Origin of the sequence: Desulfohalovibrio reitneri, from assembly GCF_000711295.1 — a bacterium.
Classification (GTDB): domain Bacteria; phylum Desulfobacterota; class Desulfovibrionia; order Desulfovibrionales; family Desulfovibrionaceae; genus Desulfohalovibrio; species Desulfohalovibrio reitneri.
In genome coordinates this window covers 478,689-500,305 of record NZ_JOMJ01000003.1, presented here as the reverse complement: position 1 = coordinate 500,305, position 21,617 = coordinate 478,689, and the positions used below count along the sequence as shown (strand labels likewise).

The 21,617-nt window shown below is 66.1% G+C and carries 17 protein-coding genes, 3 tRNA genes and 1 pseudogene; 10 read left to right on the top strand and 11 right to left on the bottom strand.

The window, feature by feature from the left end; genetic code table 11:
* Positions 1 to 33: 33 nt before the first annotated feature.
* The gene (gene folP / locus N911_RS0102825) at positions 34 to 894 is read right to left on the bottom strand and encodes a dihydropteroate synthase (RefSeq protein WP_051693864.1); all 861 of its coding nucleotides are present in this window, start codon (positions 892 to 894) and stop codon (positions 34 to 36) included.
* Complete coding sequence (ftsH, locus tag N911_RS0102820) at positions 869 to 2,815, bottom strand: ATP-dependent zinc metalloprotease FtsH (RefSeq protein ID WP_029894143.1); 1,947 nt, start codon at positions 2,813 to 2,815, stop codon at positions 869 to 871. The genes folP and ftsH overlap by 26 nt, the downstream gene beginning before the upstream one ends.
* A 290-nt stretch (positions 2,816 to 3,105) precedes the next feature.
* On the opposite strand from ftsH, the gene N911_RS0102810 reads away from it, so the two are divergent.
* Complete coding sequence (locus N911_RS0102810; RefSeq protein WP_029894141.1) at positions 3,106 to 3,300, top strand: hypothetical protein; 195 nt, start codon at positions 3,106 to 3,108, stop codon at positions 3,298 to 3,300.
* Here the strand turns inward: N911_RS0102810 and argH are convergent.
* From argH to dksA, 8 genes and pseudogenes are all read right to left on the bottom strand, one after another.
* The gene (gene argH, locus N911_RS0102805; RefSeq protein WP_029894139.1) at positions 3,293 to 4,672 is read right to left on the bottom strand and encodes an argininosuccinate lyase; all 1,380 of its coding nucleotides are present in this window, start codon (positions 4,670 to 4,672) and stop codon (positions 3,293 to 3,295) included. The two genes, N911_RS0102810 and argH, sit on opposite strands and share 8 nt — an antisense overlap.
* Positions 4,672 to 5,867 (bottom strand): annotated as a pseudogene (locus N911_RS16540) (argininosuccinate synthase). Before N911_RS16540 ends, argH begins: the two are co-directional and overlap by 1 nt.
* Positions 5,864 to 6,790, bottom strand: coding sequence for an ornithine carbamoyltransferase (argF, locus tag N911_RS0102795; protein WP_029894137.1), 927 nt, complete (start codon positions 6,788 to 6,790; stop codon positions 5,864 to 5,866). The pseudogene N911_RS16540 and the gene argF overlap by 4 nt, the downstream one beginning before the upstream one ends.
* A 60-nt stretch (positions 6,791 to 6,850) precedes the next feature.
* Positions 6,851 to 7,252 carry an rRNA maturation RNase YbeY gene (ybeY, locus tag N911_RS0102790; RefSeq protein ID WP_029894135.1) on the bottom strand — a complete coding sequence of 134 codons (402 nt, stop codon included), beginning with the start codon at positions 7,250 to 7,252 and terminating at the stop codon, positions 6,851 to 6,853.
* Complete coding sequence (locus N911_RS0102785; RefSeq protein ID WP_051693863.1) at positions 7,249 to 9,507, bottom strand: HD family phosphohydrolase; 2,259 nt, start codon at positions 9,505 to 9,507, stop codon at positions 7,249 to 7,251. Before N911_RS0102785 ends, ybeY begins: the two co-directional genes overlap by 4 nt.
* A 151-nt stretch (positions 9,508 to 9,658) precedes the next feature.
* The gene (locus tag N911_RS0102780; protein ID WP_029894131.1) at positions 9,659 to 10,636 is read right to left on the bottom strand and encodes a PhoH family protein; all 978 of its coding nucleotides are present in this window, start codon (positions 10,634 to 10,636) and stop codon (positions 9,659 to 9,661) included.
* A 107-nt stretch (positions 10,637 to 10,743) separates the two neighbouring features.
* Positions 10,744 to 12,264 (bottom strand): NFACT RNA binding domain-containing protein, encoded by a 1,521-nt coding sequence (locus N911_RS0102775; protein WP_029894129.1) that lies wholly within the window; start codon positions 12,262 to 12,264, stop codon positions 10,744 to 10,746.
* A gap of 15 nt (positions 12,265 to 12,279) precedes the next feature.
* Positions 12,280 to 12,642 carry an RNA polymerase-binding protein DksA gene (gene dksA / locus N911_RS0102770; RefSeq protein WP_029894127.1) on the bottom strand — a complete coding sequence of 121 codons (363 nt, stop codon included), beginning with the start codon at positions 12,640 to 12,642 and terminating at the stop codon, positions 12,280 to 12,282.
* 192 nt (positions 12,643 to 12,834) lie between these two features.
* Here dksA and N911_RS0102765 point away from each other — a divergent pair.
* The 6 genes from N911_RS0102765 (at position 12,835) to N911_RS0102740 (ending at position 16,150) form a co-directional block, all read left to right on the top strand.
* Positions 12,835 to 12,909: transfer RNA gene (locus N911_RS0102765), tRNA-Gly, on the top strand.
* A 6-nt stretch (positions 12,910 to 12,915) separates the two neighbouring features.
* A tRNA-Cys gene (locus N911_RS0102760) sits at positions 12,916 to 12,990 on the top strand.
* A gap of 7 nt (positions 12,991 to 12,997) precedes the next feature.
* Positions 12,998 to 13,072, top strand: a tRNA-Gly gene (locus N911_RS0102755).
* 132 nt (positions 13,073 to 13,204) lie between these two features.
* Positions 13,205 to 13,918, top strand: coding sequence for a class I SAM-dependent methyltransferase (locus N911_RS0102750; RefSeq protein ID WP_029894125.1), 714 nt, complete (start codon positions 13,205 to 13,207; stop codon positions 13,916 to 13,918).
* Complete coding sequence (locus N911_RS0102745; RefSeq protein ID WP_029894124.1) at positions 13,918 to 15,651, top strand: YcaO-like family protein; 1,734 nt, start codon at positions 13,918 to 13,920, stop codon at positions 15,649 to 15,651. Before N911_RS0102750 ends, N911_RS0102745 begins: the two co-directional genes overlap by 1 nt.
* 181 nt (positions 15,652 to 15,832) lie before the next feature.
* Positions 15,833 to 16,150, top strand: a complete 318-nt coding sequence (locus N911_RS0102740; protein WP_029894121.1) for a TusE/DsrC/DsvC family sulfur relay protein — start codon at positions 15,833 to 15,835, stop codon at positions 16,148 to 16,150.
* 67 nt (positions 16,151 to 16,217) lie between these two features.
* Here N911_RS0102740 and N911_RS0102735 read toward each other — a convergent pair whose 3' ends face one another.
* Complete coding sequence (locus tag N911_RS0102735; RefSeq protein ID WP_035104260.1) at positions 16,218 to 18,941, bottom strand: tetratricopeptide repeat protein; 2,724 nt, start codon at positions 18,939 to 18,941, stop codon at positions 16,218 to 16,220.
* A gap of 60 nt (positions 18,942 to 19,001) precedes the next feature.
* Here N911_RS0102735 and N911_RS0102730 point away from each other — a divergent pair, with 60 nt between their 5' ends.
* From N911_RS0102730 to N911_RS0102720, 3 genes are read left to right on the top strand one after another with little or no spacing between them, the layout of a single operon-like run.
* Positions 19,002 to 19,370: a molybdenum cofactor biosynthesis protein MoaE gene (locus tag N911_RS0102730; protein ID WP_029894117.1), complete on the top strand. Its 369-nt coding sequence runs from the start codon at positions 19,002 to 19,004 to the stop codon at positions 19,368 to 19,370.
* Positions 19,371 to 19,429: 59 nt separating this feature from the next.
* Complete coding sequence (locus N911_RS0102725; RefSeq protein WP_035104258.1) at positions 19,430 to 20,569, top strand: glycosyltransferase family 4 protein; 1,140 nt, start codon at positions 19,430 to 19,432, stop codon at positions 20,567 to 20,569.
* On the top strand, positions 20,566 to 21,615 hold the full coding sequence (locus N911_RS0102720; protein ID WP_029894113.1) for a hypothetical protein: 1,050 nt from the start codon (positions 20,566 to 20,568) through the stop codon (positions 21,613 to 21,615). The genes N911_RS0102725 and N911_RS0102720 overlap by 4 nt, the downstream gene beginning before the upstream one ends.
* The last annotated feature ends 2 nt before the right edge of the window (positions 21,616 to 21,617 follow it).

Below are 21,617 nucleotides of genomic sequence, written 5' to 3'. Positions count from 1 at the left end.
TTGTGCGGTTCGAGCGCAAGACGCGCGCCGAATTCATGGGGACATTTCCTCCGCCAGCAGCAGGGCGGAACGGACCAGTCCCACCTCGTGCACCCGGTGGATGCGCACCCCCCTGGCCTGCAGCAGGGCCGAGGCCGTGGCGGTCAACGGCGGCCGGTCGCCCGGCTCCGCTCCCAGCAGTTTGCCCAGCCAGGACTTGTTGGACAACCCCATGTAGACCGGACGGCCCAGCGCGGCCACCTCGTCGATGCGCTGCAAAAGCTCCAGGTTATGCTCCAGGCTCTTGCCGAAGCCGATGCCCGGGTCGAGGACGATGCGGTCCTCGGGAAGCCCGGCCCGCACCAGTTCGTCCATTTTCGCGGCCAGAAAGGAGCGCACATCGTCCACCACGTCGTCGTAGCGGGTCTCCAACTGCATGGTGCGCGGCTCGCCCAGCATGTGCATGAGCACGTACCCCGGCTTGTACTGGGTAAGCACGTCGGTCAGGCCGGGATCCAGGCGGGCGGCGGAAACATCGTTGACGATGACGGCTCCCGCCTCCAGGCAGGCCGCGGCCACCGACGCCTTGACCGTGTCCACGGCCACGGATGCCTCGGCGGCCAGCTCCCGCAACACGGGCAGCACCCGGCTCAGTTCCTCGTCCGCCTCCACCGGGGGCGCGCCCGGCCGGGTGGACTCGCCGCCCACGTCCAGCACGTCCGCGCCCTGGCCCAACAGGAAGCGGCCGTGGGCCACGGCCGCTTCCACGCCTGTGTTCCGCCCTCCGTCGTAAAAGGAGTCCGGGGTGGCGTTGAGGATGCCGCATACGAGAAAGGGGGCGGGGCCAAGGACCCCGCCCCCCTTGACGCGCCAGGACACCCCGGCGCGGCTAGTGGATGGGCTTGTCGTCGTCATCGTCCTCGTGGGTCCAGGTGAATTCGTCATCGTCCTCGCTGCGGCGGTCGTCCTCGCGGGCGGGCGCCCGGCGTCCCGCGCCGGGCTCGCCGTTGGCCCCGGGCTTGGGCATGGGGGGCAATTCCTTGCCCTCCATGAGCAGGTCGATGTCCGCGCCGGATATGGTCTCCCGCTCCAGCAGGGCGTCGGCGATCTTGTGCAGAACCTCGCCGTTCTGCTCCAGCAGTCCCTTGGTTTTTTCGTGCGCCTCGTCCATGAAGCGGCGCACTTCGGCGTCGATGAGCCGGGCGGTGTCCTCGGAATAGTCTCGGCTGTGGCCCAGTTCGCGGCCCAGAAACACCTGGTCGTTGTTCTCGCCGAAGGCCAGGGGGCCCAGCTTGTCGCTCATGCCGAACTGGCAGACCATCTTGCGGGCCAGCTTGGAGGCGCGGTCGATGTCGTTGCCCGCGCCGGTGGTGATTTCGCCCAGGTTCAGCTCCTCGGCCACCCGGCCGCCCAGCAGGAAGCAGAGCTGGTTGAGGAGGTAGCTCTTGGAGTAGCTGTGACGCTCGTCCACAGGCAAGGTCTGGGTGACGCCCAGGGCCATGCCGCGCGGGATGATGGTCACCTTGTGCACGGGGTCGGTGCCTGGCAGCAGCTTGCCCACCAGGGCGTGGCCGCCCTCGTGGTAGGCCGTGACCTTCTTCTCCTCCTCGGAGAGGATGACACTGCGCCGCTCCTTGCCCATGAGGACCTTGTCCTTGGCTTCCTCGAAGTCTTCCATCTCGACTTCGTTCTTGTTCAGCTTGGCCGCGTGCAGGGCCGCCTCGTTGACCAGGTTCTCCAGGTCCGCGCCTGAGAAGCCGGGCGTGCCGCGGGCGATGACCTCCAGGTCCACCTTCGGGGAGAGCGGGCTCTTGCGGGTATGCACCTGCAGGATGCGGGTGCGGCCGCGCAGGTCCGGAGTGGGCACCACCACCTGCCGGTCGAACCGGCCGGGCCGCAACAGGGCGGGGTCCAGCACGTCGGGGCGGTTGGTGGCCGCGATGAGGATGACCCCCTCGTTGGACTCGAAACCGTCCATCTCCACCAGCAGCTGGTTGAGGGTCTGCTCCCGCTCGTCGTGGCCGCCGCCCAGGCCCGCGCCTCGCTGCCGTCCCACGGCGTCGATCTCGTCGATGAAGATCAGGCAGGGGGCGTTCTTCTTGCCTTGGGTGAAGAGGTCGCGCACACGCGCCGCACCCACGCCCACGAACATCTCCACAAAGTCGGAACCTGAGATGGAGAAGAAGGGCACGCCCGCCTCGCCGGCCACGGCCCGAGCCATGAGCGTCTTGCCCGTGCCCGGGGGGCCCACCAGGAGCACGCCCTTGGGGATGCGGCCGCCCAGGCGGGTGAACTTCTTGGGGCTGGACAGGAAGTCCACGACCTCGGAAAGCTCCTCCTTGGCCTCGTCGACACCGGCCACGTCGGCGAATGTGACCCGGGTCTGCTCCTGGGTCATCATCTTGGCCTTGGAGCGGCCGAAGCTCATGGCCCCCCCGCGGCCTCCCCCGCCGCCCTGCATCTGGCGCATGAAGAATATCCACACGCCGATGATGAGCAGCATGGGGAACCAGTTGAAGAGCAGGCTCATGTACCACGGCACGTTGTCCGTTGGCTCGGCCACCACCTGGACGTTGTTCTCCATGAGCTTGTCCACCAGCCCGGTGTCTCCCTCTGGCCGGTAGGTCATGAAGCGCTCATCCTGGACCAACTTGCCCGAGATGCGCTCGCCCTGGATCTTCACGGAAAGGACCTCCCCCTGCTCCACGGCGTGGAGGAAGTCAGAGTAGGCCATCTTTTCCTCGGTGGCCTGCGGCTGGTTGAACAGGTTGAAAAGAACCACCATCACCAGTGAGATGGTGATCCACAGAACCAGATTCTTCGTGATGTTGTTCAATCCCGTCTCCTTTATGGGGATGGCGGCGCGTCGCCGCCCGGGCTGGATGGCTGCGGAAAGATGCCCCTATCTAATACCTCTCGCCACCCCGCGCAAGAACCGCGATGGCATCAATAACAAGCCCCCGTTCCCGTCTTGCCCGGGGGATAAAATGCGGGTAAATCGGACAAAACATCGATACTCCCAACCCTTGGAGAAAACATGACCATGCATGGCCCCACTGCTTTTTCCGCGCTCCGGCGGCGGGATGACGCGTTCGCCGCGACGTACGCCATCAGCGGAGTCCTGTGATGGTTACGCTCAAAGTGGCCATCCAGGCGGTGCGACGGGACCCGGAGGATGAAACCAAGGACCAGGAGCGCATGGTCATCTACGACGTCTCCGGAGAGACAGAGGAAGAGGCCGTGGCCGAAGCCAAGAGCCGCTTCGCCCTGGAAATGCAGCTCGACGGCTGGCAGATAGCCGGGCTGGGAACCATCAGGTAATCCACTCGGCCAGTTCCTCCATCTGCGCACGAACGGACTCCGGCCCGGTGGAGCCAGGCGTCACGCGCCTGGCCACGGCCGCGTCGTAGTCCAGCACCTCGAAGACGTCCTCGCCGATCAGCTCTGAGAAGCCGCGCAGGACGTCCAGGGACAGGTCCTCCAGGCCGAGGCCCTCGTCCTCGGCCTGGGCCACGGCCCTGCCGGTGACGTGGTGCGCCTCGCGGAAGGGCATGCCCTTGCCCACCAGATAGTCGGCCAGCTCCGTGGCGTTGAGGAAGCCTTCCTTGACCGCCCGGCGCATGCGCTCGGGCCGGAACTCCATCTCGGACATCATGCCCGCCAGCAGGGAGAGGGACATGGACAGGGTCCAGTCCGCGTCCAGGAAGGGCTCCTTGTCCTCCTGCAAATCGCGGTTGTAGGCCAGCGGCAGCCCCTTGAGGGTTGTCAGCAGGCCCACCAGCGCGCCGTACACCCGCCCCGTCTTGCCCCGCATGACCTCGCAGACGTCGGGGTTCTTCTTCTGGGGCATGATGGAGGAGCCGGTGGCGTAGGCGTCCGGCAGCCGCACGTACCCGAAGCCGGGGTTGGCCCAGAGGATGAGTTCCTCGCACAGCCTGGAAAGATGGGTCATGGCCAGGGAGGCGCAAAAGACCGGCTCCACCACGAAATCGCGGTCAGAGACCGCGTCCATGGAGTTGCGGAATACCTCGGGGAAGCCGACTTCGTCCGCCACCCGCTTGGGGTCCAGGGGATAGGTGGTGCCCGCCAGGGCGGCCGCCCCCAGGGGGGAGACCTTGATGCGCTTGAGGGAATCCTCCATGCGCTCGGCGTCGCGGCGCAGCATCCAGCAGTAGGCCAGCAGGTGGTGGGCCAGGCTCACGGGCTGTGCGGGCTGCAAATGCGTGCAGCCGGGCAGGATGGTATCCACATGCCTCGAGGCGCACTCCACCAGCACGGCCACCACGCCCTTGATGCCGCGAATCCACTCTTCCACCCGCGAGGCGATGTAGAGGCGGAAATCCAGGGCCACCTGGTCGTTGCGGGAGCGGCCGGTGTGCAGCTTCTTGCCCGTGTCGCCGATGATCTCGGTGAGCCGCGACTCCACGTTCATGTGCACGTCCTCCAGCTTGGTGCTGAAGGAGTACTCGCCGGACTCGATCTCCTGGCGGACCTGGTCCAGCCCCCGGACCATCTCCTCGGCCTCGTCACCGGTGATCACCCCTTGGGCGGCCAGCATACGGGCGTGGGCCATGGAGCCCGCGATGTCGGCCTCGTACAGGGCCATGTCGAAGCTCACCGACTCGGTGTACTCCTCCACCAGCTCGTCCGTGCCCTGGGCGAAACGTCCGCCCCACAGCTTCTCGTCGGCCATTATTTCCCCTTGGCGTAGCTGCGCAGCCGCAGCCCTTGCAGCTTGATGAATCCTTCCGCGTCACGCTGGTCGTAGACCGCGTCCTCCTCGAAGGTGGCCAGGTCGGCGTCGTACAGGGAGTTGGGCGAAGTGCGGCCCAGAGGGTGCACGCCGCCCTTGTAGAGCTTCAGCCGCACCTGGCCGGTGGTCCGCTCGGCCGCCCTGTCGAAGAAGGCCTGCAGGGCCTCGCGCTCCGGGGCGAACCAGAAGCCGTTGTAGACCATTTCCGCGTAGCGCGGAATGAGGGAATCGCGCAGATGCATCAGTTCGCGGTCCATGGTCAGGCCTTCCAGGTCGCGCCGGGCCACGTGCAGGATGGCCCCGCCCGGGGTCTCGTAAACGCCCCGCGACTTCATGCCCACGAAGCGGTTCTCCACCATGTCCACCCGGCCCACGCCGTGCTTGCCGCCGATGCGGTTCAACTCGGCCACGAGCTTGCCGGGCTCCATGCGCTTGTTGTTCACGGCCACGGGGTCGCCGTTCTCGAAATCGATGAGCACCACCCGCGGGGAGTCCGGGGCCTCCTCCGGGGGCACGGCCATGGAGTAGGTGTAGGGCCGCCCTCATCCCAGGGGTCCTCCAGCTCGCCGCCCTCGAAGGAGAGGTGCAGGAGGTTGCCGTCGCAGGAGTACGGCTTGGCCTTGGTCACGGGCACCGGGATGCCGTGCTCCTTGGCGTAGCCGATGAGGTCGGTGCGGGACTTGAAGTCCCACTCCCGCCAGGGGGCTATGGTGCGCAGGGATGGATCCAGGGCGGCCGCGGCCAGTTCGAAGCGCACCTGGTCGTTGCCCTTGCCGGTGGCGCCGTGGGCGATGGCCTGGGCCCCTTCCTTGTGGGCGATCTCCACCATGCGCCGGGTGATAAGGGGACGGGCGATGGAGGTGCCAAGGAAGTAGCGTCCCTCGTACACGGCCCCGGTGCGCAGCATGGGGAAGATGTAGTCGCGGGCGAACTCCTCGCGCATGTCCTCAACGTAGGCGGAGACCGCGCCGGTATTCAGGGCGTTGGCCTCCACGCCGTCCAGGTCCTCGCCCTGGCCCAGGTCGGCCGTGAAGCAGACCACGTCGCAGCCGTAGGTGTTCTTGATCCACTTCAGGACAACCGAGGTGTCCAGCCCGCCGGAGTAGGCCAGCACCACTTTCTTGATCTCGCTCATTGGGCTCCTCCCCTCTCCATATAAATCCATTCCAGAATGGCTTTTTGCATGTGCAGCCGGTTTTCGGCCTGGTCCCAGACGATGGAGGCTTCGCTCTCCATGACCTCGTCGGTGATTTCCTCGCCACGGTGGGCGGGCAGGCAGTGCATGACCCGCGCGCCGGGAGCGGCCCGGATCAGCAGGTCGGAGTTGACCTGGAAGCCCTCGAATACCCGCGCCCGCTTGTCCTGCTCCCCTTCCTGGCCCATGGAGGCCCAGACGTCTGTATTGACGAAGTCCGCGTCCTTCACGGCCTCGGCCGGGTCATGGGTCAGCTTCACCCGGGCGCCCTTTTCCAGGGCCAGATTCAGCACGCCCTCGTCCGGGCCGAAGCCCTCCGGGCAGGCCAGGGTCAGCTCGAAGGGGAACTGGATGGCTGCGTTGATCCAGGAGTGGGCCATGTTGTTGCCGTCGCCCACCCAGGCCACGCGCTGGTTGCCCAGTCCCTCCACGCCACCGTCGATGCGTTCGGCCAAGGTCAGCAGGTCGCTCATGACCTGGCAGGGGTGGTAGGCGTCTGACAGGGCGTTGACCACCGGCACCGAGGAGTAGCGGGACAGCTCGGCCAGCTTCTCCTGGCCGAAGGTGCGCACGATGAGACCGTCGCCGTAGCGGGAGACCACGCGGGCGGTGTCGCGCAGGGGTTCGTTACGGCCGAGCTGGGACTCGCGGTCGGACATGAAGATGCAGGAACCGCCCAGATGGCGCACCGCCACCTCGAAGGAGAGTCGGGTTCGGGTGGAGGCCTTTTCAAAGAGCAGGATGAGGGTCTTGCCCGCCAGGGTGCTCAACCGCAACCCGTTGCGCTTCAAGTCGAGCGCCCGGTGCAGCATGGCCTCGGCTTCCACCGCGGAAAGGTCGAGTATGGTCAGGAAATGGCGCATGGCTCTCCTCCGGATGAGAAAAGAGTCCTCATAGCCCGGCGGAAAGCGCTTGTAAAGCCGTCAGGATGCGGAAGGAAAGCCGGCGGCGTTCACGGTCGCCTCGGTCATGGCCTCCATCTCCGGGCCGTGGTCCAGTCCCGCCAGGTGCAGCAGGCCGTGGGCCAGGAGCCGGACCAGGTGCTCGCGCGGCTCCTGGCCGTAAAGAAAGGTCTCCCGCTGCAACGTGTCCACGGAGAGGACCAGCTCGCCCAAGCCTTCTCCGTCCTCAGCCGCCTCGAAGGATAGCACGTTGGTGGGGCCGGGCAGCCCGGCGTGGCGGCGGTTGAGAGCGGCCATTTCCGCGTCCCCCACCAGCCGCAGCCCCACCTGATCCGCGCCCAATCCCAGCGCGTCGGCCACGTCATCAAGCACTTCGGCCAGTTCACGGCGGGACAGGGGGAACTCCGGCGGCAGCGGGGTCATTTGATGACCTTCAGTCCACCGTCCAGCTTGCTGGGGTCGACCCCGGCCTGGCAGGAACGCTGCATCTGCTGCTGGGCGTCGAGTTGGCCGCTGGGATGCCGCATGCGTGACTCGGGCTTGCCCTCTCCCTCCGGCTTGGCCTGGTCGGGATATTCGATGCGCTGGTGGAACATGCCGGTAAGCACCCGCTGGAAGGCCTCGGACGCCAAGTGCAGGTCGCGCAGCGTCAGTTCCGACTCGTCCAGTTGCCCCTCGGTGAAGATGGTGCGGATGATGGTGTCGATGTGCCCCTTGATGCGGGAGTGGGTCGGGTCCACCAGGGTGCGCGAGGAGGCCTCGATGGCGTCCGCCAGCATGATCAGCCCGGCCTCCTTGGTCTGTGGCTTGGGCCCCGGATAGCGGTAGTCCTCCATGCGCACGCCGTCCTCGCCCTTGGCCTCGGCCTTCTCCTGGGCCTTGCGGTAGAAGCAGGTGATGAGGGAGGTCCCGTGGTGCTGCTGCACGATGTCGGAGATTTCCGGGCCCAGGCCGTGCTTGCGGGCCATCTCCACGCCCTTCTTGACGTGGGAGATGAGGATGAGGGCGGACATGGATGGGGCCAGCTTGTCGTGGCGGTTGGCCTGCCCGAACTGGTTCTCGATGAAGTAGTGGGGATTCTTGAGCTTGCCCACGTCGTGGTACAGGGCCGAGACCTTGGCCAGGATGGGGTCGGCCCCTATGGCCCGGGCACCCGCCTCCACCATGTTGGAGACCACCAGGGAGTGGTGGTAGGTGCCCGGCGCGTTGACCATCAGCTCCTGCAGCAGCGGCTGCTCCAGATTCATAAGCTCCAGCAGCTTGAAGCGGGAAGTGTAGCCGAAGACCAGCTCCATGACGGCGCCCAGGGAGAGGACCGTAAGCAGGGATATGGCCACGTTGCCGCCGGCTGAGACCGCGCCCTCGGCCAACCAGGTCATGTCGCGGAACTCCATCAGCCCAACGCCGCCCCAGGCCAGCACCGTGGCCCCCAGCAGGGGGAAGATGGAGCGCAGCATTTCCGAACGGGTGCGGGTGCGCTTGATGAAGAAGGTGTAGAACAGCGAGGTGATGAAGTAGAAGACGAACAGCCCCAGGCCGCCGCCGGCCAGCATGGCGCAGGAAAAGGAGACCAGCAGGCAGGAGAAGAAGGCCATCTCGTAGGTCAAAAACAGGGCCATGACCCCGCCCGCGCCGGCCACGGGCAGCAGGTAGGCGAACACCTCCGGCCGCACCGGGAAGGCAGTGAAACTGTCCGCAAGCGGTCCCTGCACCGCCAGCAGCCCCTTGGCCAGCAGCCCGAAGAGCAGCAGCACCGTGGCCAGGAACACGGCGTCACGGTCCAGGGGGAGCCGCCCACGGAATCCCAGGTGGCCAAGGTAGAGTCCCAGCACCAGCATCAGCCCGATGATGAAGGCCCCGGTGGAGACCAGCGGCTCGAAGTACTCCGGCCGCTGGGCGTACAGGGCCTGCAGCTTGACCTGCTGCTCCGGCGTGACACGCTCGCCCTGGCGGACGATGATCTCGCCTTGCTTGATCTGAGTGTAGACCGGCTCCACCGCGGCCATGACCTCGGCCTTGCGCGTGTTGGTCAGGCGGGTGTTGAGGGTCAGACTGGGCTTAAGCAGGGGGCCGACCAGAGCGAATACGGCGTTGCGGATGCGGAGCGGCCTGCCCAGGTCGCTCTTGAGCATGGTCTCCAGCGAGTCCCGCATGCCGGACATTTCAGGAATGGACTTAACCTCGTTCACCAGCCGCTCCTGGCCGGAGGAGGTGTCGCGGATAAGGATTGAGCCGTCCGAATGGGGCTTGAGCACTGTGTCGTCGGCCACCACGCCCGCGGCCAGCTTGTCCTTGATCCAGGGCAGCACCGGCCCCATGACCAGGCTCTGGAAGGAAGAGGACCGCCATATGTTGAAGGTCTGTTGCCGGACCTCGGCGTCCAGCTCCTCGGAGACCTGCCAGCGGACCCGCTCCAGATCGCCGGGAGGGGCGTCGTTGATGCGGGAGAATATGGAGTTGACGCGCTGCTCCATCCTGGAAGCCGCGCCGGGGTCGAGATCGAAGACCGGCGGTTGGGCCTCGGCCAGCTGGCGGCGCTTGCGGGCCGTGGATTCGGCGTCCTCGATGAGCAGGTCCTGGTTGGCGCTGACGTCCTGGTCGGCCACTTCACCGGCCACGTACAGCTTGTAGCCGGTATCGAACCGCACTCCGGCCAACAGGCTGAGCAGCAGAAGCACGCCGAGCAGGGCCGCAAGCCCCGTACTGGGGCGACGGCCAGGGAGGGGGCGGCGGGGGATTGGAGGCATCCCCCTGCGCGAAGACCCCGACCTCTTCTGCCCGCCGGGGTTCTTGGTGGGCCCGCCCTTGGCCGATTGGCCCTTGTGGTTGCTAGGTTTCTTGCTGCTTCCGTTCGTCCTGCTCATAAGCTCTCACGATGCGCCCCACCAGGGGATGACGGATGACGTCGCCCTCCTGGAAGCGCACGAAGCGGATTCCCTCGACCCCTTCCAGAACATTGGCCGCGTTGACCAGCCCGGAGGGGGCCCGGCCCGGCAGGTCGATCTGGGTCACGTCGCCAGTGATGACCGCCTTGGAGTTGAATCCCAGCCGGGTGAGGAACATTTTCATCTGCTCCGGCGTGGTGTTCTGGGCCTCGTCGAGAATAATGAAGGCGTCGTTGAGGGTTCGTCCGCGCATGAAGGCCAGGGGCGCCACCTCGATGCGGCCGGACTGGATCATTTCCTGGACCGTGGCGAAATCGAGCATGTCGTGCAGGGCGTCGTACAGCGGGCGGAGGTAGGGGTTGACCTTCTCCACCATGTCGCCGGGCAGGAAGCCCAGCCTTTCCCCGGCCTCCACCGCCGGGCGGGTCAACACCAGCCGCTTGACACGCTTCTCCTGCATGGCCGCAACGGCCATGGCCACGGCCAAGTAGGTCTTGCCGGTGCCCGCCGGACCGATGCCGAAAATCATGTCTGCCGAGCCGATGGCCTCCAGGTATTCCCTCTGTCCCGGCGACTTGGCCTGCACACTGCGCTTGCGGGAGACCTTGAACACCTGGGACCCGACGGCCTCCGGCACTTCGCCGGACTCGTCGCGGGCAACCGTGCGCCAGCCCTGGTCGATGTCCGTGTCATCCAGCTCGCGGCCCTTCTTGACCAGCTCGTAGAGCTGCACCAGCAGCCTGGTGACGTTCTCCAGTTGCCGCTCGTCGTCCGCGGAGAGGGTCAGCGTGGATCCCCGGGAGGAGATGTCCACACCGCTCAGCTTGCGGATGCGGTGCAGGTTCCTGTTGTGCGGGCCGAACAGTTCGCCCGCCTTGCCGCCGTCACCGAACTCAAGCCGGCGGCGCGTCTTCTCAGCCATTCGTCCCCCTGCTCCAGGCGCGTATTTCTTCCCTCTACCCCATTTTCAGCCATGGAGTCGAGGGGATTGCCTAATTGATAATCCCGTCATTCCGATGTGTTGTGGAATCAAGTGGAGTCCGGCTGTCCGGAACCACCCAGAATCAGGGCCGCTTCCAGCCCCGGATCGAGGGACACTCTAAACACCTCTTCCACCTTGTCCACCCGCACCAGCCCGTGCGGCGCGCCTTTAATCTTGCGCACCTCGCGCACCTGGGCGCACTGCACGTCCCCCACTCCGTCCGGGGCCAGCCCGCTGGCCAGCCCGGCCAGGGCGGCCGCCTCCTCCATGGAGCGGCGGGGAACCTCCTGGGAAGGGTGGTCTCGGCGCAGAACGACATGCGCGCCGGGCACGTCCTTGGCGTGGAACCAGTAGTCGAAGGGCGAGGCCGCCTGGCTGAGCAGCTTGTGGTTGGCCTTGGCGTTGCGGCCGCGCAGGGCCAGAAAGCCGTCCGAGGTGCGGTACGCCTTGACCTCCAGGTCGCGGTAGCGCTTGGGCAGCGCGGGCGAGACGGCCGCATCCCGTTCCCTTTGCTTGGCGGAACGCGGGGCCGCTTGCTCCTGGACGGGCGTGCGGAGTTCCTCGTGCAACTCCTCGCGTCGGCGGGCGACGTGCTCCAGACCGCGCCTCCCCTTGGCCGCCTTGCGGAAGAGCCGCTCCATGTTGGCCGCTGCGCTCAGCGCTGGGTCCAGGTTGACCGTCACCCGGCCGTGTTCGGGATGTTCCAGGACCAACTCGGAAGGCATCTTCTCGCCATCCCATTGGTGCAACACCAGGGACAGGGCCTCGGCCGCGGTCTGCTCGTCCACCATGGAGCGCAGCCGCGCCTCGTCGCGGTCCACGTGGGCCAAACGGCGTTTGGTTTTCTTGCGGGAGGACTTGGCCGCGCGTCCGGTGCGCTGGCGCTGCTCTTCGGAAGTGGAGAAAAAAAGCGGCTCATAGGCGGCCCTGGCCGCCTCCAGCGCGGATGCGTATGTCTCCGATGCCCCGCGCGGCGGCCAGGGCAGCGGATCACCCCCGCCGAAAGGCACGTGGAACGTCCCTTCGGCACCGTCGCGCAGGCGGTACAGCAGATCGCGGGCCTCGCTTTCGTCCAGGCGGCCGAAGGCCTCGCGCAGGGGCGGAGAGATGTGGGGATGCTCGCGCCAGATGTCGGGTTCGTCCAGAATGCGCGCCAAGTTCGGCCACTCGGGCTCGCCGCCCGGGGGCTCATCGCCGGAGAGCGCCTCGGCGCCGTGGCGGGCGTCCAGCAGCAGCCTGCGCGGCGGGTCTCCAAAAAAATCCAGCATTAGGCGAAGATTGGGCCAGTCGGCCTCCACCCCGGCCACGCGCCGTCCCCGGAAGTGTTTGCGCAAAAGCATGACCAGGCCGCCCGGACGTTCGCGCGACTGGGGCTTGGCCTGTGAGAGGAAAAGCAGGTTTTCCCCCCGGCCATGGCGGAAACAGAGCCATCGCCGGCCAGCGCCCGGCAGGTACAGCTCCAGCGCCAGTGTGTCGCCGGGGATGGGATCGATGACCGTATTCAACCGCGCGCCGGGCAGCAGTCCGCCCAGCTCAGTGGTCAGCGCGCGAAAAAAATTGGCCTCCATGGGCCGACCCTCCGCCTAGTCGCCGCGCTGATCCTCCTCGCGCTCGCGATTGCTCTTGCACTTGATGCACAGCGTGGTCACGGGGCGGGCCTTGAGGCGGGCCACGGCGATGTCCTCGCCGCAGTCCTCGCAAATGCCGAACGAGCCGTCCTCGATGCGGTTGATGGCCTCCTGGATCTTCTTGGCCAACTTCCGCTCCCTGTCCCGCAGGCGCAGGGTGAAGGAGCGGTCGGACTCGGCCGTGGCCCGGTCGGCCGGATCGGCGTAGACCTCGGGGCTGTCGCCCATGTCCTCGATGGTCTCCTCGCCGGTCCTGAGCACCTCGTCCAACTGTTCCTTGAGCAACTCGTGGAAGTAGTCGATGTCCTCTTGCTTCATTCCATTCTCCAGCGGAAGGCGGCCTTCCGCGTTGAAATTGGCCTTGGGGATTAAATCAATACAGCGTAAAAGGGAAGGGGGATCGGGACCAATTTCGCAAAGGGGAAAATCAGACGGAAATGGCGGAAAAACATGGAACCATGCTTGACAGCCCCCCTCCCCGGGGTTAAGAAGTCCCCCCTCGGCACGCGAGCGGGAATAACTCAGTGGTAGAGTGCAACCTTGCCAAGGTTGAAGTCGCGGGTTCAAATCCCGTTTCCCGCTCCACCTCGAGGCGGCATAGCCAAGTGGTAAGGCAGAGGTCTGCAAAACCTCCATTCTCCGGTTCAAATCCGGATGCCGCCTCCACTCCTTAGCGGGAGTAACTCAGTGGTAGAGTGCAACCTTGCCAAGGTTGAAGTCGCGGGTTCAAATCCCGTCTCCCGCTCCAGACATTTCCGGGCCGGTCCCCAACGGGGCCGGCCTTTTTCATGTCCCCACCCGTTAACATACTTTTTCGGTATAAATTGACGCCCCCTTCCAAATGGGCTACTTCCCCTCCGCAATTCCCAAGGAGTCCCACATGCCCAACGATCCCTTCGCCGGGCGCACCCTCGACGACCTGCTCGAGGAGGCCCGGAGCAAATACGACGTCACCTTCGAGACCATGGCCGCTGGCGAGCACAGCCTGGAGGTGCTGCAGTTGGCGGACATGGAAGCCTACGTGGAGCGGCTGGCCCGCGAGCTGCCCCCCAACACCCCGCTGGAGCTGCCCTTCTGGGCCAAGGTCTGGCGCACGGCCATCATTCTCTCCTTTTTCGTCCAGAAGCTGCCCGCCCAGGGCCGCAACCTGCTGGAAATTGGCGCGGGGGTCGGCGTCTGCGGCCTGTTCGCCGCCGCCCACGGCTTCAACGTGACCGTCACCGACATCCACCCCGACGCCCTTCTCTTCGCCAAAATCGGGGCGCTCAAGAACAGCCTGGACGAACGCGTGCGGGTGCTGCCCTGCGACTTCACCACGGACCGCCTCGGCGAACGGTTCGACGTGGTCCTGGGCTCCGAGGTCCTGTATATGGACGAGCACTACCGCGCCTTGACCAAGTTTCTGGGCGCCCACCTGGCCAAAGACGAGGACGCGGAGATCATCCTGGCCAAGGAGTACACCCGCAAGGCCAAGAAGTTCTTCAAGCTGGCCGAGCGGGACTTCGCCATCCGGTCCTCCACCATGGGCTTCAAGTCCGGCGAGGACGAGAAGCACCTGACCACCATCTACCGACTGACCCCCAGGGGAAGCTGATGCGACTCACCGAGTGCCCCAAGGTTTTCACTCGAGACCTGGACAAGGCCCTGCCGCCCGAGGAAACCGTCAAGCGCGCCCGGGCCATTCTGGAGGAAAAGGCCCCCGGCGTGCTCAGGGAGACCCGCCGGGTGGACACCGGACGATTGGGCATTCCGGTGTACATGTCCATGTACGGCCCGGCCGCCTCCGGGCTGGTTCCATTCCGCAAGCAGATGGGCAAGGGCGCTTCGCCCGAGCAGGCCGAGGCCAGCGCCCTCATGGAGCTTGTTGAGCGGTACAGCTTCTTCTCCCTCTTCGCGGACGAGGAGGCCTTTGTGAGCCTCACCTGGTCCGAGGCCGAAGAATTGTTCGGCCAGCGGCTCATGCCCATCTCCCAGGTACTGGCCTCGGTGGGCGACGACCTGGACGAGGACGCCGCCCGGGCCGTGCTGGACCTGGTGAAGTGGCGCTTCCGCCCGGCCCTGCGCGTGGGGACCGAAGAAGAGGTTATTGTTCCGGCGGACTGGTTCAAGCTGCTCAACGAGTTCAACGGATCCAGCGCGGGCAATGCTCCGGCCGAGGCCGTGCTGCAAGGGGCCTGCGAGGCCATCGAGCGTCACGTCTCCGCCGTGGTGGACCGCGACCGCCCGGAACTGCCCACCATCGAGATCACCCCCGGCGCCGACCCTGTGCTTGACGAGTTGCTGCACTGCTTCGCCGCGCAAGGGATCAAAGTGGTGCTCAAGGACTTCTCCCTGGGCCTGCCAGCACCCACAGTGGGGGCGGTGGCCTGGGACCCCGCAACCTTCCCCGCCCTCTCGGAGATCGTCTTCACCGCGGGCACGGCCTCCTCACCCGCCAAGGCCGCCATCCGCGCCCTGACCGAGGTGGCCCAGCTGGCCGGGGACTTCCGCACGGCCTCCCGCTACGAGCCCTCCGGCCTCTACAAGCCGCTGGCGCTGGACGACATCGGCTGGCTGCGCGCGGGCCCGACCGTCCCCCTTGAAAGCCTGCCCGACCTCTCGGCCGAGGACATCCGCGCCGAGTTGACCAAGCTGGCCGAGGCCATGGAGGAGCAGGACCTGCCCCTGTACGCCCTGGACCTGACCCGGGACGACCTGGACCTGCCCGCGGCCTACGTCTTCGCTCCGGGGCTGGCCTTTCGCGAACGCAGCAAGCACCCCTCCATCGGGCTGTACGTCGGCCGCCGCTTGGCCGAGGAAGAGGACCTTGAAACGGCCGTGCGGGGCCTGAAGGCCCTGGAGGAACACTACCCCCAGGCGCACTTCCTGGCCTTCTTCGAGGGCTTGGCCGCGCTGGCCTCGGGCGACGCGCGCGTGGCCTTCCTCAAGTTCGAGACGGCCGCCCCCATGCAGCCCGGCGATGAAGAGACCGCCCTGGCCAACTTCTACGCCGCCTACGCCCTGACTCAGCTGGCCGACTACCAGGGGGCCCTGCCCTTCCTGGACCGGGCCATCGAACTGGATACCGGGGCCAAGGAATACTTCAACCTGCGCGGGGTCTGCCGCTTCCGCCAGCACGAGTACGACCCGGCGGCGGCCGACTTCCAGTCAGCCCTGGAACTGGACTCCGGCTCGGCCATGGACCTGGCCAACCTGGGTCTGTGCCGCAAGCAGCAGGGACGGCTTGACGAGGCCGCGGACCATCTGCGCCAAGCCCTTGATCTGGACCCCTCGCTGGACTTCGCGGTCGAGCAGTTGCGGCTTGTGGAAGAGGCCGGCGGCCGTTGAAAGGCCCGCATGCCGCGGCCAAACAACGATTGACAAAGCCCAAATGGCATTTTAGAACCATTTCGCCTTGTAAATGGTGTCTGTCGGCCTACGGGGCCGAGAACGATAAGGTCCCCGACCTGATTGGCCGGGAGAGGGGGTACGCCCCCGGCACTTCAACACCCGTTAAGGAGGACGTGCAATGGCGACTGTTGAATTCAAGGGTAAGACCTTCGAGATTGATGAGGACGGCTTCCTGCAGCGCTTCGAGGACTGGAGCCCCGAGTGGGTGGACTATGTCAAGGAGCAGGAAGGCATCAAGGAGCTGACCGACGAGCACCAGAAGGTGATCGAGTTCCTGCAGGACTACTACAAGAAGAACGGCATCGCTCCCATGGTCCGCATCCTCTCCAAGGTCACCGGATTCAAGCTGAAGCACATCTACGAGCTGTTCCCCTCCGGCCCCGGCAAGGGCGCCTGCAAAATGGCCGGCCTGCCCAAGCCCACCGGCTGCGTCTAGGTCGATTCCGACCCGAGACAAAATGGGCGGTCGCTTCGGCGGCCGCCTTTTTTTACGCCTTTCCCGGCTACCGCGACCGTCCGCGGGCTTTGGCCTGGGTTCCCCCCTTCTTCTTCCCCGCCGCCTTCTTGGCGCGCTTGTCCTTTTGTTTTCGTGACTTGCGTCCGCTGCGCTCCTTGTCGAACTCCTCATTGAATATCTGGTTCTTCTTGCGGTCGAACATGATGGCCGTCTTCAGCGCGGCCGCGGCCATGGCCACTATGGACAGCACCAGCACCAGCCCCTTCTGCAATTGCCACTTTTGCTTCAGCACCAGGTCGGTGGCCCAGGACTCGTCCAACACGTTCTGGGAGAGGTAGACGATAAGGGGCACCAGCACCAGGGCCAAACCCAGGCCCACCAACTCCATCCAGATGAAGTTGCGCCCCAGAAGCAGGATGAAGAGGGTGGCGTCGCGGATGACACGCAACGTGACCAGACGGCCCTGCAGGACGTGGAGGCGGTCCTCCACCTCGCCGAGAAAGCCTTGCGCCTTGCGGAAGTTGTCGGCCACCTGGAGCTGCTGGGTCTTCATCCAGTTGAGCTTTTCCACGCAGAAGTTGAAATCCCGGTTGAACTCGCGCAACAGCTTGGGGAAGGGGAACCAGGAGGCCTCCCGCTGCACCTCCATAAGCCGCTCCAAAAGCGTCTTGACCCGTTTTTCGACCACCCGGATCTCGTTCTCGACCTTCTCCTGCATCTCCTTGGCGAGAACGGAAACACCTTGGCGCAGCCGCTGGTAAGCCACGTAGTTGTCCACCTTGGACAGCCGGTTGAGCCGCTCCACACGCTCCCCTGCCGATTCCATGAACTCGTGGTCCGGGGGGAACCACTGGTGCAGCTTGGAGTTGAGATCGTTGAGCTGGTTGCGGGCCTTTTCCGCCTCGTCCCTGGCCTCCTGCCAGACGTCCCACATGGACGAGAGAATGGCGAACCGCCCCCGATCCAGTTCCGGGTCGATGACGATGCGGTTGAAAAAGGTGGGGTCGCGTTCCACCAGGTCCTGCAGAATGCCCATGGCCTGCTCGGTGAAGCCCATCTTCACCAGGCAGACCGCCTGCCTGTAGAGCGGGTCCAGCCATGCCTTGGCCTGCTGCTCCGCTTGCTTGTAAAGGGAAATGGCTTTCTCGAACTCGAACTGGATCTCCTGAGCCCGCCCCTGCATGACGAAGAAAGTGGCCCGCTGCACAGGGGTGTAGCCGAGGCGCTCCGACTCCTGCAGGTAGAAGAAGGCCTGCTCCAGGTCCCCGCTCTCCATGTAGATGAGCGACTGCAGGGAGCGCGGCTGGTAGGAGCGGGGATAGCGGACCATGGCGTTGCCAAGGAGGGTCTCGGCGTTGGACTGGTTGTCCTTGCGCAGGGCTTCCATGGCCGCCCAGATAAACTCCCCTTCCTCCGGCCCCAAGGTGTCGAAAGCCCCCTGCCAGTCTTTGCCGCGCGAACGCCACACCCGACGCAGCATGCGTATCTGGAACGGCAGGGTGTTCTCGAACATGGCCTGGACCAGCACGTTGGGCCGGCCTTCGCCGTGCAGGAGCTTGCCCATGCCCTGCAAGGGTTCCTGCTGCAGGGCCTCGTCCACCTCCTTGGAAACGTCGGAGAATTCCTCCAGATTGATGTGGGCCAGCTTTTCCCACACCTCGGGATGCGCGGAGCGGAGCTGCCTGGAGGGGCATTCCGCGGGTGCGTGGTTTTTCAGGCCGCAGTAGAAGCATTCGTTGGCGGTACCGGCCACCATGCGCTTGGGCAGCTCAACCTGCAGCCGCCCGCCCTCGGACCCCGCCTCCCCCTCTTTGGAGATGGTCACGTAGCACCAGTTGTCGATGCCGAGCCGGTCGCTGAAGTAGGCAACTTGGTTGACCTTGAAGTCGTCGCCCAGGAGAAAGGCGTGGCGGTAGCTGAGATGCGGGTAATCCGGCGTGAGCCGCTTCCATTCCAGGTTGACCTTCTTAGGCAGGTCCTCGTTGAAGTGGAAGCCCTCCTTGCCCACCGCGACCACGACACAAGGCCAGTACAGCGCCTCCTGGTCGGACTTGATCTCCTTGACGGTGGCGATGACGTCCTTGCAGAAGCCGCGCAGGACGCGCAGGCTTTCGATGGGAACGATGAGAGTGCTTTCGTTGTAGAGGTATTTCAGCCCCATGCGCCGCAGCACGGGTTCCACACGGCTGAAGAAGGTGCGCCAGCCATTGACGAAGTCTCGGTCCTGGGAGTTGCCCAGGGGACGGATGATGACGTACCAGCCCAGGGAGGACTCGTAGGACTGGCCCGGGTCCGCGGCCATTCGCTTCCACTCCGCCGGGGCGAGGCCGGTGGCCTGGTTGACAGGCTCCATCTCCAGGCCGGGAATGGAGGCCGCGGCCTCCTGACACTTGGGGTGGATCAGGGCCTCGAAACCACCCGGCCCAATGACCTCCTGGCTGGAAAGGTCCGCGGCCACGGACACCGAGGTCTCCATGTCCCATCCCACCAGAAAGGACGCGGGAAGCACCTGGAAGAAGGTCTGCATGGGATTAAGCCTGGACCAGATCTGCAACCGGGCCAGGGCCTTGAAGACCTCCCTGTTGGAAAAAAACCACAGCGCCTGGGAAGGAGCCCCGGCCATGCGCAGACCGGCGTGCTCCTCCAGCGTCTGGGGCAGGGCCTTGGAAAGCTGGCCTGACCAGACCATCCACAGGCCGTAGCCGCTGGAAACCATGCGCGACTGCTTGACGCTTGGCAGATTGTCCAACAGTTCGGTGAGACTGTACATGGAAGCTCCGGGCGGCTATTCTGGGCGTCCATTGGAACACCACAAGCCTACGGGATGGTTATGGACATCGCAACTCGCCTGACCGAACTGAAAAAGGATCCCTCGTTCCGCCGCGACGTCGGCATGGTTCTCATTCACAACGGCGTCGTCCGGGGCACGTCCCGCGACGGCACCCCCGTGGAGTCCGTGGACATCCGTGTTGACCGCGACAAGGTCGACCAACTTGTCCGCGAATGCAACGCCCGCGAGGGCATCCACACCGTCCTGGCCGAGGCCTACGACGGCAACCGCGTGCCCGGCGACGACGTCCTTTACCTGGTCGTGGCCGGTGACATCCGCGAGAACGTCAAGGCCGCCCTGTCCGACCTGCTGGACCAGATCAAGACCCAGGCCGTCAGCAAAAAGGAACACCCTGCCGCGGCGGGTTAATTTGCAAGAAGCGGGCCTGCCAGGTTGCCCGCGGCTTTGAGTAGGGATACAACCCCGCCGTGGCCAACCAAGCAGACCCCGCCCACCCCAGGCCCGCCGCCGTGCTGGTGGAGCGTTTTTCCCCGTATGGCGGCACCGAGGCCTTCGCCATGCGCCTGGTCCGGGCCCTGACCGAGGCCGGGACGCGGGTGGAGGTGGTTTGCGCTCGCACAGAGACCGAAGCCCCTCCAGGCGTGGTTCTGCGCGTGGTGGGCAGGCCGCCGGGTCCGCGCGGCCTCAAGCTGGCCTGGTTCGCCTGGCGGGCCTCACGGCTGGCCGCATCCGGCCGCTACGGCTTCATCCTCAGCCTGGCCCCCACCACCCGCCAGGATCTATCCCGCGTCAGCGGCGGGCCCCAGCGCGTCTTCGAGCGCCTCTCCCTGCGCGCCCAACCACCGGGATTGCGCAGGCTAGCCAAACGCGTCCGCCGTATGCTCTCCCCCGGGCACCTGCTCACCCGGGCCATCCAGAAGCGCCAGTTCGCTCCCGGCAGCAAGCTGGTGGCCGTCTCCCACCGGGTCCGAGACTGGCTGCTGCGGGAACACCCCGGGCTGAACCCCGACGACGTGCGGGTGGTCTACAACAAGCCGGATCTCTCCCGGTACAGGCCGCCGCAAGCCGGGGAGCGCGCCGCGGCCAGGCGGGACTGGAACATACCCGAGGGAAGCAGGGCCATGGTTCTGGCGGGCACCAACTTCGACCTCAAGGGCGTGGCCACGGCCATTGCCGCTCTGGCGAAGCTGCCCGGGGAATTCCTGCTGCTGGTGGCCGGAGGCCGCAACCCGGGCCGCCATGCGAGGCTTGCTCGGGACCTGGGTGTTGCCGACAGGGTGCGCTTCCTGGGCCGGGTTGACGACATGCCGCACCTGTACCGCGCGGCCGACCTGTTCGTGCTGCCCTCCTTCTATGACACCTGCTCCAACGCCGTGCTGGAAGCCCTGGCCAGCGGCCTGCCCGCCATCTCATCCGCGGACAACGGCTCCAGCTTCTTCCTGCCCGAACGCTGGGTGGTGCAAGATCCCGGCGACGCGGCCGAACTGGCCGAGGCCATCCGAAGCGCGGCCGCCGAGGAGCCGCCCGAGCCCTTCGCCTGGCCTGAAAACGTGGAATGCGGCATCGAACCGTACGTCAGACACATCACGGAGGCGCTCAAACCATGAGCAGACCCCTTGTTTCCATATGCGCCGCGCTTGTCCTGTCCTTCCTCGCGCTCGTCCCGGCGGCCGCCGCCGAGACCGTGGAGGTGGAGGTCCGGGCCATGCGCCACCCCCAAGAACCCTACGAGAACGAGGAGGCCGCCCGTCTGCTGGCCCGCCGGAAAGCCGCCGCCCTGGCCCTTGAGGCCAGCCGCGCGGCCGCCCTGGGCGAGGCCGCCGAGCGGCTGGACGAACAGGAAAAGGAATTGTTCGCCGCCCAACGCGACGCCCTGCTCCGGCGCGCCAACGGCTATGTGCTGGACCTGCGGCTGGTGGATCAGGAAACGACCCGCACTGGGGCTGTACGCGTTACAGCCCGGGCGCGGGTGGACCTGGGCAGGGTGACACGCGATGCCGAGCGGTTGCGCGACATGGAGCGGCTGCTGGAATCCCCGAGGGTGCTTCCGGAAGAACCCGTCGCCGCCGACCCGGACCTGCGCCGCGCGGCGCGCACCGTGCTGACGGCCTTGCATCCCGTCCTGAACGACGTGGCCGAAGTCGTCTCTTCGGAAGCCTCCCCGCCCTACTTGCGCGTCCAGGCGGTCCCCGCCCTGACGGACAAGGGGCTGGAGACGACGCTTCTCCTGGCCTGGAACGAGGCGGCCGACCCGGCTGCCACTCTCTCCGGTGTCTCGCACCTGCCCGGCGGCGATCTGCGGCGGGCCGCTTTGCGCTGCGCCAAGATTCTGGAAGACCAGGCCAGAGCCGTGATTCCGGAAACCTGGCGGCGGGAAATGACCCGCCCCCGGGAGCTAACCTTGCTGGCGAGCGGCTTGGCGGGCGAGGACGCCGCCAAGCGCATGGCCGGGGACCTGGCCGTGATTCCCGGGGTGGAGTCGCCTCGGCTGGTGCGCTTCTTCCAGGGCCGAGGGACCATCCGGCTGCGCTACGAGGGAACGCCCGCCCTGCTGGCCAGGGAACTGGCCCTGGAGGGATTTCAAGCGGCGCGCTTCCGGGCCGATGTGACCCGCATTCTGGGCGAAACCATCCGCCTGCGCGCCGGGGAGTAGCC